Below are 12,279 nucleotides of genomic sequence, written 5' to 3'. Positions count from 1 at the left end.
TGCCGTGCCGCGGGGCGGAGCGCCGCCCGGGAACTTTCGGTCGCGCCGGGGCGGGCTGACGAGACGCTGTCAGAGGACTTTCGGTGTGACTGTCTTGTGATGGTTGAAGGGCTTAGTTAGTTTCGATGAGGTCTGCACCGATTGTTCAGCTTGGGGGCTCCGTGGATTTTCGCGTGCTTGGTCCAGTGGAGATACTTTGCAACGGGCATAACGTTCTGCCGACTGCGTCCAAACCGCGTCAGGTCATCTCTCTCCTGCTGCTTCGCAGGAATACGGTAGTACGGACTGACGAGCTTATCGACGAGCTCTGGGAAGAAAGTCCGCCCATGAGCGCCATGACGACGCTCCAGACTTACATCTACAAACTCCGGAAGATCCTGGTCGAGCCCGGCGCGGAGGAGATCCTGAGCACCCGGCCGGGCGGATACGTCCTCACGATCCCCGACAGCTCGATCGACCTCCACCGCTTCGAACGGGACGCCGCCCTCGGCCAGGCCGCGCTGGAGAGCGGCGACGCCGCCGGCGCGGCCGAGACCCTGCGGCGGGCACTCGGCATGTGGCGCGGCCAGGCGCTGGTCGACGTCGTCCAGGGCGGGCTGCTGTCCTCCTACGCGACTCGGCTGGAGGAGCTGAGGTCGCGAACCCTGGAACTCCGCATCGAGGCCGACCTCCAGCTCGGGCGCCACCGCGAGCTGGTCAGCGAGCTCAAGTCGCTGGTGCTCACCTATCCGCTGCACGAGCACCTCCACGCGTCCCTGATGATCGCCCTGCACCGCTCGGGGCGCCGCCACGAGGCGCTGGAGGTCTATCGCGTCCTGCGCGAGAACATGATCGAGAACCTCGGCCTGGACCCCGGGCGGGAACTGCGGGAGCTCCACCAGGCGCTGCTCGCGGGCGCCCCGCTCGGCGAGCCGCTCGAGCAGGACCGGGTCACCGTCGTGCCGCGCCGGAGCGCGGACGTCGCGGTACCCGCGCCCTTCCCGCCGCGCGACGCGCCCGCCGCGCCCCGGGCGGGCGGGGCGGAGCCGGGGCCCGCCGCGGACGACGCCCCCGGCGACCCCGCCGCGGCCGATCTCGCCGAGGCCGCCCTTGCCGCGGCCGCTCCCGCCATGGCCGAGCCGATCGCCGCCGTGGTCCCGCCGCTGGGACCTCCCGCCCAGCTCCCCGCCGACATCGCGGACTTCACCGGGCGCGCTTCGATCGTCGAAGAGATCCTCTCGGGCTTCGCGTCCGCCGGAGCGGCGCGGGACCGGACCGCCACCCCGGTCGTGGCGATCAGCGGTATGCCGGGGGTGGGCAAGACGGTGCTGGCGATCCACCTCGCGCACCGCCTGCGCCCCCGGTTCGGGGACGGGCAGCTCTACGCGGAGCTGCGGGGCTCGACCGGCCGGCCCCGAGACCTGTCGGAGGTGCTCGGCGGCTTCCTCCAGGCGATGGGGGTTCCGGAGCCGCACATCCCCTACGGCCTGGAAGAGCGGAGCACGCTGTTCCGCTCGGTGACGGCCGGCCGGAGGCTCCTCGTGGTCCTGGACGACGCGTCGTCCTCGGCGGACGTGCGGCACCTGATCCCGGGCGATCCGCGGTGCGCCCTCGTCGTCACCAGCCGGCGCAGGCTGCACGGGCTGGCCGGGAGCTGGGAGGCCGACCTCGACGTCATGGACCACGCCGAGGGCGTCGAACTGCTGGGCCGCGTGATCGGGCGCGCCCGGCTGGACCGGGCGCCGAGGGCGGCGGACAGGCTGGTGGAACTGGGCGGCCGGTTGCCCCTCGCCCTGCGGTGCATCGGCAGCAGGCTGGCCACGATGCCCGAGGTGTCGATCACCGAGATGGCCGAGCGGCTGTCCGGGGCGCCGCGGACCCTCGACCTGCTGAGCATCGGCGATCTCGATCTGCGGGCCAGGTACGACTCCAGCTACGCGGGCCTGAGCCGGCGGGAGCAGGCCGTCTTCCGCCTGCTCAGCATGCTGCCGACCCCGAGATTCACCGCGCACGAGGCGGCCGAGCTGCTCGGCTGGGACGCCGCCGACATCCAGTCCGCCCTCGAAAGCCTGGTGGAGCACCGCTTGATCAGGGTGACGCAGTACAAGGACGGCGAGATCCGCTACCGGTTCCCCGAGCTGATCCTGAGTTACGCCCGCGAGCGCCTGACCATGGCGCTGGACCCCGGACCCCAGGGAGAGCAGCCGTACCTCCCGCCCCGGCCGGCCGTACCCCCCGTCGCGGCCTGCGGACCGTCCGCACCGCCCGAGGCCGTCGGCCCCAGAAGGCTGATGAGCGTCGGCGAGTGACCCCCGCCGGCCTCCGGACCGCACCCGCGCCGTCGGACGGGTCACGGCGTGACCGGCGCGGGCGCGGCACGGGAGGACCGGTCGCGGGGCGGGGATCCGGCTTCAGCGGGCCTCCAGCGCCTTTCAAGGGGTTCTGCATCGTCGCTCCCTAGATTGATCCCGGATGTCGGACGACGGCGAAGGGGGAACGATGAGGGCTTCCGCGATCGGTCGCCGGTCGGTGGCGGACCCGGGCCTCCGGGACGCGGCGCGGAGGTTGTCCCAGCTCCTGGACCCGGGTTCCGGCACCCCGCTGCGGGAACCGGGCAACACGGGGGTGCACACGGTGCGCGGCCTCGTCGACGGGGCCAAGGTGGTGGCCTTCTGCACGGACGCCACCCTCATGGGCGGCGCCATGGGCGCGGCCGGCTGCGACGACATCGTCGCCGCGATCGACACGGCGGTGCGCGAACGCTGCCCGGTCATCGGGATCTGGCACTGCGGCGGGGCACGCCTGGGCGAGGGTGTGCGGTCGCTCGAGGGCGTCGGGCGCGTGTTCACCGCGATCGTCCGGGCCTCCGGCCGGGTGCCGCAGCTCTCCGTCGTGGTCGGCCCGGCCGCGGGCGGCGCGGCGTACGGCCCGGCCCTGACCGACCTGGTGATCATGGCGCCGGACGCGCGCATGTTCGTGACCGGGCCGGACGTGGTGCGCGACGTCACGGGCGAGGAGGTCGACATGGCCGACCTCGGCGGCCCGGAACCGCACGGGCGCCGCTCGGGTGTCGTCCACGTGCGCGCCGCCTCCGAGCCCGACGCCTACGCCCGGGCCCGGCGCATCACCACGCTGTTCACCCGGCCCGGCATGTTCGATCCGCACCTGGTGCGCGACGAGGACGACCTGCGCCCGCTGCTGCCCGCCCGCCCCAACCAGGCCTATGACGTCAAGCCGCTGCTCCGGCGCATCCTGGACGACGGCGCCGGGGGCCTGGAGGAGCTGCAGGCCGCCTGGGCGCCGAACATCGTGGTCGGCCTCGGCCGGCTCGGCGGCCGCGCGGTCGGCGTGGTGGCGAACAACCCGCTGCGCAAGGGCGGGTGCCTGGACTCGCTCGCCGCCGAGAAGGCAGCCCGGTTCGTGCGGATGTGCGACTCCCAGGGAGTCCCCCTGCTGGTCGTCGTGGACGTCCCGGGCTTCCTGCCCGGCGTGCGACAGGAGTGGGAGGGGGTGATACGGCGCGGCGCCAAGCTGCTGCACGCCTTCGCCGAGGCCGTGGTCCCCCGGGTGACGCTGGTGACCCGCAAGTCGTACGGCGGTGCCTATATCGCCATGAACTCCCGCGCGCTCGGCGCGACGGCGGTCTTCGCGTGGCCCGAGGCGGAGGCGGCCGTCATGGGGGCGGAGCCCGCGGTGCGCATCCTGTACCGGCGCGAGCTCGCCGCGGCCCCGGCCGAGGAGCGCGAGGCGCTGCGGGCCGCCCTCGTCGCCGAGCACGAACGGACCTGCGGGGGGCTCCACGTGGCCGTGGCGCAGGGTGCGATCGACGAGGTCATCGACCCGGCGCAGACCCGTCGCAAGCTGGCCGAGGCGCTCGCCGCCGCCCCCGCCGGGCGCGGCGCCCACGGCAACATCCCGCTCTGACCGGCCTCAAGGAGAGTTCCATGCGGGTCCTGTTCTTCACGCCCCCCGCGAGGGTGCACATCTTCGCCCAGGTGCCGATGGCCTGGGCGCTGCGGGCGGCCGGACACGAGGTGCACGTCGCCAACCGGCCCAACATGATGGACGACGTCACGCGGGCCGGCCTCGCCGCGGTCCCGGTGGGCCCACCGTTCGACCCCGGGGCGTACATCAGGGAGGAGAAGCAGGAGTCCCTGCCCTGGGAGTCGTGGCAGGAGGTGCTGGAGTTCGCCGAACTCCGCCCCGAGAGGCTCACCTACGACTACATGCACGCCGTGCACACCGCCTGGACGCTCGTCTTCCAGGGCATCTCGCCGCCGGAGGTCATGGACGACCTCGTCGGGTTCGCCCGCGCCTGGCGGCCGGACCTGGTGGTCTGGGACACGCTGGCCTACGCGGGCCCGGTGGCGGCCCGCGCGTGCGGGGCGGCCCACGCCCGGCTGATGTTCGGCCTCGACGTGATCGGGCGGATGCGCGAGCGCTACCTGGACGCGGTGCGGCGCCGGCCCGCGGAACTGCGCGAGGACCCGCTGGAGGAGTGGCTGGGCCCGGTGCTGGAGCGGTACGGCTGCGCGTTCGGCGAGGACATGGTCATGGGCCAGTGGACCGTCGACCCGCTCCCGTCGTCGATGCGGCTGGCGGTGGACCACCACTACGTGCCGGTGCGGCACGTGCCGTACCACGGCCCCGCCACCGTCCCCGGCTGGCTGCGCGAGCCACCCGTGCGCCGCCGCGTCTGCCTGACCCTGGGCCTGTCGGTCAGGGAGGTGCTGGGCGGCGACCGGGTCTCGATCGGCGATCTGCTGGAGGCGGTGGCGGACCTGGACGCCGAGGTGGTGGCCACGTTGAACGCCGACCAGCTCGCGGGGGTCTCCCGGGTGCCGGACAACGTGCGGGTGGTGGACTTCGTGCCGCTGAACGAGCTGCTGCCGAGCTGCTCGGCGATCATCCACCAGGGCGGGTTCGGCACCCTGCAGGCGGCGCTGACGCACGGGATCCCGCAGGTCGTCCTCCCCCCGAGGGCGGGGGACTGGGACAGCCGGATCTGGGCGCGGCGGGTGCAGGACGCCGGCGCCGGGCTGAGCGTGCCCGACGCGAGGAAGGTGACCGCGGGCGAGGTGCGGGACATGCTGGCCCGGGTGCTGGGGGAGCCCTCGTTCGCGGCGGGGGCGGCGCGGCTGCGGACCGAGATGCTCGGCACCCCGGCCCCCCGCGACGTCGTGCCGGTGCTGGAGCAGCTGACCGCGCTGGGCCGCTCCTAGACGCGTCCGCCGTCGGCCCGGCCCGGCTCCAGCGGTGTTCGAGCGCGCGGCGAGCCGGGATGCCGAAGCTCGGAGCAGGGACGAACCGTCTGCGAGCGCCCGACCCCCGGAGCCGACCGGCACGGGATCGGCCCGCCGTCCCGTCAGACCGTGCGGAGCCGATCGGGAAGGCCGGTGGTGGCATTGGCAGGGTTGACGCGCCGGGGGTTCCTCGGCGGAACCCTCACGGGCGGGAGCGTGCTCGTCGGCGGGCCGGTCCTGGGCGCGCGCCCGGAGGCCGCGGCGGCGTGCCCGCCCCCGCTGGGCGCGGTGACCGTCGACGCGGACGACCCCCGGTACGGGGATCTCGTCTCCCGGGGCCGCAACGGCCGCTTCGCGGGCCGCCCGCAGTCGGTGCACGTCGTCGGCTCCACGGAGCAGGTCGTGCGGATCGTGGGCGACGCGGTACGGGCCGGGAAGAGGATCGCCGTGCGCAGCGGCGGGCACTGCTACGAGAACTTCGTCGACGACCCCGGCGTGCAGGTCCTCATCGACCTGTCCGAGATGAAGGCCGTGTACTTCGACCCGGCCAGGAAGGCGTTCGCCGTGGAGGGGGGCGCGACGCTCGGTCAGCTCTACCGGACCCTGTACCTCGGGTGGGGCGTCACCGTGCCGGGCGGGGCCTGCCCGAGCGTGGGCGTCGGGGGGCACCTCGCGGGCGGGGGCTACGGGCCCCTGTCGCGCCGGTACGGCCTGGCCGCCGACCACCTGCACGCCGTGGAGGTCGTCGTGGTGGACGGGACGGGCCGGGCGCGGGCGGTGGTGGCGACCGGGAGCCCCTCCGATCCGAACCGGGACCTGTGGTGGGCGCACACGGGCGGCGGGGGCGGGAACTTCGGGATCGTCACGCGGTACTGGCTGCGTTCGCCGGACGCCCGCGGCGCGGACCCCTCCGGCCTCCTCCCCGCACCGCCCGGCACTCTCCTCAGCGCCTCCGTGACCTGGCAGTGGGAGGGCATGACGGAGGAGGCGTTCACCGGCCTCGTGCGCACCTACGGCGCCTGGCACGCGGAGAACACCGGCCCGGACTCCCCGTACGCCGGCCTGATGAGCGGGCTCACCCTGGCCCACCGCGAGAACGGCCCGCTCACCGTGAACGCCGCACTCGACGGTGGCCTGCCCGGCGCGGACGGGCTCATGGACCGTTTCGTGGCGGCGATGGCGAAGGGCACCGACGTGCCGCACACGTCGCAGACGTCCACGTCGTCGTGGCTGAAGGCCACGCTCTCGGTGCCCCAGGGCATCGGCACGGTGTCGTTCAAGACCAAGTCCGGTTTCCTGCGCCGGCCGTGGTCGGACCGGCAGATCGCGGTCGTGCACCGGTTCCTGACCGAGAGCGGGGGAGACCGCTGGGGCACCTCGGTCAACCTCACCCTCCTCGGCGGGAGGATGAACGCGGTGGAGTCCTCGGCGACGGCGATGCCGCACCGCGACGCCCTCTTCAGCGCCGTCTACGAGACCATGTGGGGCGACCCGGCGGGGGGCGAGCGGCAGCTGGCCTGGATCCGCGAGTTCTACCGGGAGTTGCACGCGGACACGGGGGGCGTCCCCGCGCCCGGCCCCGCCAACGCCGGCGCGTACATCAACTACCCGGACGTGGACCTCGCCGACCCGCGCTGGAACACCTCCGGGGTGCCGTGGCACACCCTCTACTACGGCGGCAACTACCCCGCCCTGCGGCGGGCCAAGAGGCGCTGGGACCCTCGCGACGTCTTCCGTCACGCGCTGTCGATCCGCGCCGAGGGATGATCCCGCGGGGGGACGCGGGGCGGGATGCCCGCGTCCCCCGCGCGCGCCGGTTCAGGCGGCGGCCAGCTCCTCCAGCGACCCGACCAGCCGGGCCGGGGTGGGCCGGGTCAGGATCTCGTCGCGGAGCGCGGTCGCGACGGCCCGGTAGGAACCGTCGGACAGGAGCTCGCCCACCGCGGCGCGTATGGCGTCGCGGTCGGCGAGGTGCCCGAGCATGTGCCGGCCGGCGCCGGCGGCGGCCACGCGCTCGCCGGTGACGGTCTGCTCGGCGGCGAAGGTCGCGATGAACTGCGGTATCCCGGCGCACAGGGCGGTCAGCGTGCTGCCGCTCCCGCCGTGGTGGACGACGGCGTCGCAGCCGGGGAGCAGCAGCCGCAGGGGCACGTGCTCCACGACGCGCACCGACACGGGCACCGCGCCGAGCGCGGCCACGTCCGCGGGCGTCGCCGTGACGATCACGTCGCAGTCCAGGTCCCGCAGGGCGTGGATCACCTCGGGGAGCAGGTAGGAGTTCGGCCCGGACACCGTGGACAGCGCCGTCGACCAGGTCACGCAGACGCGCGGCCGGTCCGCCGGCTGGAGCAGCCAGGCCGGGGCCGGCCGGTTGCCGTTGTACGGCACGTACCGCATGGGCAGGCGCCGCGCCGGGGTCGGCGGGGCCAGGGAGGCCGGGCAGGGGTCCACGACGTTCTCGATCATGTCGAGGCTCAGCTCGCCCAGGCCGTACCGGGGGAACGAGCCGCTGTGATCCGTCGGCACGATGCGCATGTGCTCGGCCTCGTGCGTGCCGACCGGCCCCCACAGGCACAGCGCGGACGGCACGCCGGCCACCCGGGCGGCGAGCAGCCCTTCGAGGCTGGCCGGATCGTGGAGCACGACGTGCGGCCGCCACGCGCGGGCGAACTCGACGGCCGCGTCGAAGCTCCGCGCGGTCCTCGCGTCGAGTTCCGGCGCGACGCTCTCCCGGAAACCGGCGACGTCGAAGTCGTCGAGGTCGCCGAGCTGTTCTCCCGTCAGCGGGTGCAACGGCAACCACGGGTAGGGCCACACGCCTTCCACCGCCTCCTCGTAGTACTGCAGGCGTAACCGCGTGACCACGTCCATGCCGCCCAGCACGGGGGCGGGAGGCAGCCCGGCCTCGCTGACCGGGCCGACCTGCGAGGGCGGGCACAACACGCGGACCTCGTGTCCCGCGGCCTGCAGCGCCCACCCGAGCGGCACCATCGCCGAATAGTGGGTCGGCCACGAGGACACCGTGAACAGCACACGCATCAGAACTCCTCGGAACTCCTCGGGTCTCGGCGGTCAGGCGTCGGTCGCCCCCAGGGCGTCCCACGCCGCCACGTCCATCCATCCGGGCAGCCCGTCCTCCCCGTTGGTGCCCTTCTCCACGAAGGCGATGTTGTGGTAGACGTGCACCCCGGTCACGGAGCGCTGGGTGGGGCTCGGCTCCTCGCCGGCCCGGCGCGGGCGCTCGCGGTGGTGCAGGTCGTCCAGGAGCCGCTTGACGAGCCCGATCGAGGTGCCCGGCCCGGCCGTGTCGTCGGGGCTGCCGCCGAAGCTGGGGAGGTAGGACGTCTGCATGTCCTCGATCACGTAGACCCCGCCGTCGCGGACGTAGGGGAACAGGGCGGCGAACGAGGTGTGGACGTGCTCGTTCATGTGGCTTCCGTCGTCGATGACGATGTCGAAGGGGCCGTACCGCTCCGCCAGGGCCACCAGCCCGTCCGGATCGTTCTGGTCGCCGACCAGCGCGGTCAGCCGGGGCTCGGTCAGCTCGGTCTTGTCGAAGATGTCGAGCCCGAAGATCAGGCCGCGGTGGAAGTACCTCTTCCACATCCGGAGCGAGCCGCCGCCGAGCTGCTCGTCGTAGCCGCCGATGCCGATCTCCAGCACGCGCACCGGCTCGTCGCGCAGCCGCGCGAAGTGCCGCTCGTAGTGCGGCGTGTACCAGTGGAAGCTCGCCCACTTGTCCGACCCGCACCGGACCGACAGGCTGCCGAGGTCGGCGCCGTAGGCGGCGCATCCGGCGATGATCGTGCCGGTCGCCTGGGTCGCGGAGGTGAAGATCTCGGGCAGCTCGAAGTACATGTCCTGCGGGGACGGCGCGTCCGGGAGGAACGAGTTGTGGAAGTCGCCGTTGCGGCGGTGATCGGTCCTGCCGTACAGGCGCCGGATGAGGTCCGTCGCGGTGATGCCGAGGCGGCTCCAGACCACCGGCGCGGACTCGTCCAGCACCCGGATCGGTTCGTCCCGGTGCACGCGCAGGACGGTCCGCCGCTGCTCGTCCCCGTGCGTGACGTCGAGGGCGACGTTGACGGCCTTGATGTTCACCGGCTGCTCGCAGCGGGACAGGATCTCCTCGACGAGGGCCGCGACGACCGCGTCCAGCCCGGCGTCCTTGACCAGCGTGTTGATCTCCTCGTCCGGAGCGGTCCCGGCGAGGATGAGGCGCTCCGTCAGATTGGTGCTCGGCTTCGGCATTGACCGTTCCTCTTCCTGTGTCGCGTGCCTCGTACGGCCGGCCGGGGGCGAACCGGTTTGCCTCGAGCTTGTCCGGGGCGTCTCGGATCGGGCTCAACGATCGCTGGGCGGGGCGCCCGGCCGTCCCCACCGCCGCCCGGCCGCGGGCGGTCCCGCCGCGCCGGGTGGGGACGCGCCCCCTCGTGCGTCACTCGACTGCCGGTGGTCCCCGTACGACCGCCGCCGTGCGGACGTCAAGCGCACCGCGAGCGGCCGGTGCGACGCTCGCGTCCTGAAGGTCCCGCCGCGATCGGGCCGAGGCGTCCCGTGAAGGCCGCGGCGGTGAAGCCCGGCGCGGCCCGCGTGGCAGGCGCGGCGGCCGGCAGAACCCTAGGGAGCGCTTATGACCAGCGAAGAGACGAGGTCCGCCGTCGTCACCGGGGCGACGAGCGGCATAGGGCTGGCGGTCGCGCGGCTGCTCGGCCGGAACGGGCTGCGGGTCTTCATCTGTGCGCGGAACGCCGACAACGTCGCCCACGTCGTGAAGGAGCTGCGCGACGAGGGCGTCGAGGCGGACGGCCGGGCGTGCGACGTGCGCTCCACCGAGCAGGTGGACGCGTTCGTCCGGGCGGCCGTCGAGCGGTACGGCCCGGTGGACGTGCTGGTCAACAACGCCGGGCGCAGCGGGGGCGGGCCCACCGCCCGGATCGCCGACGAGCTGTGGCTGGACGTCATCGACACGAACCTCAACAGCGTGCTGCGGGTGACCCGGGCGGCGCTGACCACGGGGGGAATGCTGGAGCGGGGCCGGGGCCGGGTGATCAACATCGCTTCCACCGGGGGCAAGCAGGGCGTGGTGCTGGGGGCTCCCTACTCGGCCTCGAAGCACGGGGTGGTCGGCTTCACCAAGGCCCTCGGCCTGGAGCTGGCCAGGACCGGCATCACCGTGAACGCGGTCTGCCCCGGATACGTGGAGACGCCGATGGCGCAGCGGGTCCGCCAGGGGTACGCGCAGGTCTGGGACACCACCGAGGACGACGTCCTGGAGAGGTTCCAGGCCAAGATCCCGCTGGGCCGCTACAGCACGCCCGAGGAGGTGGCCGGGCTGGTCGGCTACCTGATCAGCGAGCCGGCGAGCCCCATCACCGCCCAGGCCATCAACGTCTGCGGCGGCCTCGGGAACTACTGACCGCCCCGGGGCGCCGCGCGAGACGGAGAACGGCAAACAGACAGGGAGGAACGGGATGCAGGAGATGCCGCACGGCACTACACACCGGACCGAGCACCAGATCACGGTGGCCGCTCCGGCCCAGGACGTCTTCGGCCTCATCGCGGACGTCACGGAATGGCCCCGGGCCTTCCCGCCGACCGTGTTCGCCGACCACGTGGAGCGCGGCGAGACCGAGGAGCGCATCCGCATCTGGGCGACCGCCAACGGGGAGGTCAAGGGCTGGACCTCCCGGCGCCACCTCGACCGGGACGGCCTGCGCGTCCGCTTCCGCCAGGAGGTCTCCCAGCCTCCGGTGGCCGCGATGGGCGGGGAGTGGCTGATCGAGCCGCTGTCGGAGGAACTGACCCGCGTGCGGCTCCTGCACGACTTCCAGGCCGTCGGGAACGACCCGGAGAAGGTGGAGTGGATACGGCGGGCCGTGGACCGCAACAGCGACGCGGAGCTGGCCGCCCTGCGGTCGGTGGCCGAGCGCGGGCGCGAGGACCTGGTGCTCTCCTTCGACGACGTCGTGCGGGTCGCCGGCGCCGCGAAGGACGTCTACGACTTCATCTACGAGGCCGGTCGGTGGGAGGAGCGGCTCCCGCACGTCGCCCGGGTCGCGCTGACGGAGGACACCCCGAACGTGCAGACCCTGGAGATGGACACCCGGACGGCGGACGGCGCCACCCACACCACGAAGTCGGTGCGCATCTGCTTCCCCCACGACAGGATCGTGTACAAGCAGCTCCAGACCCCCGCGCTGATGTCGGTGCACACGGGGCAGTGGCTGATCGAGGAGGACGCGGACGGGGTCGCGGTCACCTCGGTCCACACGGTCGTCATCGAGCCCCGGGCGGTCCCGTCCGTGCTGGGGGAGGGGGCGACGGTCGCCGACGCCCGCGCGTTCATCCGGAACGCCCTCGGCCGCAACAGCACCGCGACGATGCGCCACGCGAAGGAGTACGCGGAGCGGATCGCCGGCACCTCCGGCCCCGCGACGCCCTGAGGGCCCCGCGCCGCCACTCCGGCCGCTCCGCTTCGTTGAGCTTCGTCGAGCTTCGAGGAGAACGCCGTGCGAGTCCTGTTCGTGACGCTACCGACGAAGGCGCATGCGTATGCGCAGGTCCCGCTGGCGTGGGCGCTGCGGGCCGCGGGGCACGAGGTGTGCGTGGCCAGCCAGCCCGAGCTGGTCGACGACATCACCCGCACCGGCCTGACCGCCGTGCCGATCGGCCCGGAGCTCGACCAGGCGGGGATGGTGGAGGAGAACCGTCGGCACCGCGAGGCCGCCGAGCAGGCGAACTCCGACGCCCCGGACCCCGAACTGCTGCTCAAGCTCGACGGGCTCCCTCCCGAGGCCCTGACCTACGACTACATGCAGGGCCTGTTCACCGTGATGACCACGCTGGCCTTCACGTCGCTCTCCCCGCAGCCCGCCATGGACGAGCTCGTGGCGTTCGCCCGGGCGTGGCGGCCGGACCTGGTGGTCTGGGACACGCTGGTCCTCGCGGGGCCGGTGGCGGCCAGGGCGTGCGGGGCGGCCCACGCCCGGCTGCTGTACAGCCTGGACCTCCTGGGCCGGATGCGGGAGCGGTACCGGGGCGAGCTGCTGCGCAG

9 protein-coding genes are annotated in these 12,279 nt (G+C 73.5%); 7 read left to right on the top strand and 2 right to left on the bottom strand.

Annotated elements, in window-relative coordinates:
• The first annotated feature begins 125 nt into the window (after nt 1–125).
• The 4 genes from ABD841_RS35085 (at nt 126) to ABD841_RS35070 (ending at nt 6,989) form a co-directional block, all read left to right on the top strand.
• Nucleotides 126–2,288, top strand: a complete 2,163-nt coding sequence (locus ABD841_RS35085; RefSeq protein ID WP_344980793.1) for an AfsR/SARP family transcriptional regulator — start codon at nt 126–128, stop codon at nt 2,286–2,288.
• A 190-nt stretch (nt 2,289–2,478) separates the two neighbouring features.
• Nucleotides 2,479–3,903 (top strand): acyl-CoA carboxylase subunit beta, encoded by a 1,425-nt coding sequence (locus ABD841_RS35080; protein WP_344980791.1) that lies wholly within the window; start codon nt 2,479–2,481, stop codon nt 3,901–3,903.
• 20 nt (nt 3,904–3,923) lie between these two features.
• Nucleotides 3,924–5,201, top strand: a complete 1,278-nt coding sequence (locus ABD841_RS35075) for an activator-dependent family glycosyltransferase (RefSeq protein ID WP_344980788.1) — start codon at nt 3,924–3,926, stop codon at nt 5,199–5,201.
• A gap of 174 nt (nt 5,202–5,375) precedes the next feature.
• A complete protein-coding gene (locus ABD841_RS35070; protein ID WP_344980786.1) occupies nt 5,376–6,989 on the top strand; it encodes an FAD-binding oxidoreductase in 1,614 nt (537 codons plus the stop codon).
• 51 nt (nt 6,990–7,040) lie between these two features.
• Here the strand turns inward: ABD841_RS35070 and ABD841_RS35065 are convergent, their stop codons facing one another.
• Both ABD841_RS35065 and ABD841_RS35060 read right to left on the bottom strand, forming a co-directional pair.
• On the bottom strand, nt 7,041–8,261 hold the full coding sequence (locus ABD841_RS35065) for a nucleotide disphospho-sugar-binding domain-containing protein (RefSeq protein WP_344980784.1): 1,221 nt from the start codon (nt 8,259–8,261) through the stop codon (nt 7,041–7,043).
• A 33-nt stretch (nt 8,262–8,294) separates the two neighbouring features.
• The gene (locus ABD841_RS35060; protein WP_344980782.1) at nt 8,295–9,473 is read right to left on the bottom strand and encodes a hypothetical protein; all 1,179 of its coding nucleotides are present in this window, start codon (nt 9,471–9,473) and stop codon (nt 8,295–8,297) included.
• A 382-nt stretch (nt 9,474–9,855) separates the two neighbouring features.
• Between ABD841_RS35060 and fabG the strand changes: the two genes are divergently transcribed.
• The 3 genes from fabG to ABD841_RS35045 all read left to right on the top strand — a co-directional run.
• Nucleotides 9,856–10,641, top strand: coding sequence for a 3-oxoacyl-ACP reductase FabG (gene fabG, locus ABD841_RS35055; RefSeq protein WP_344980780.1), 786 nt, complete (start codon nt 9,856–9,858; stop codon nt 10,639–10,641).
• A gap of 55 nt (nt 10,642–10,696) precedes the next feature.
• Nucleotides 10,697–11,668 carry an aromatase/cyclase gene (locus tag ABD841_RS35050; RefSeq protein WP_344980778.1) on the top strand — a complete coding sequence of 324 codons (972 nt, stop codon included), beginning with the start codon at nt 10,697–10,699 and terminating at the stop codon, nt 11,666–11,668.
• Between the two features lie 66 nt (nt 11,669–11,734).
• The coding region (locus ABD841_RS35045) for a glycosyltransferase family protein (RefSeq protein ID WP_486389210.1) at nt 11,735–12,279 on the top strand (545 nt) is incomplete at its 3' end.

The organism is Streptosporangium fragile (assembly GCF_039534445.1).
GTDB lineage: Bacteria > Actinomycetota > Actinomycetes > Streptosporangiales > Streptosporangiaceae > Streptosporangium > Streptosporangium fragile.
This window is presented reverse-complemented; position numbering and strand designations above follow the sequence as displayed.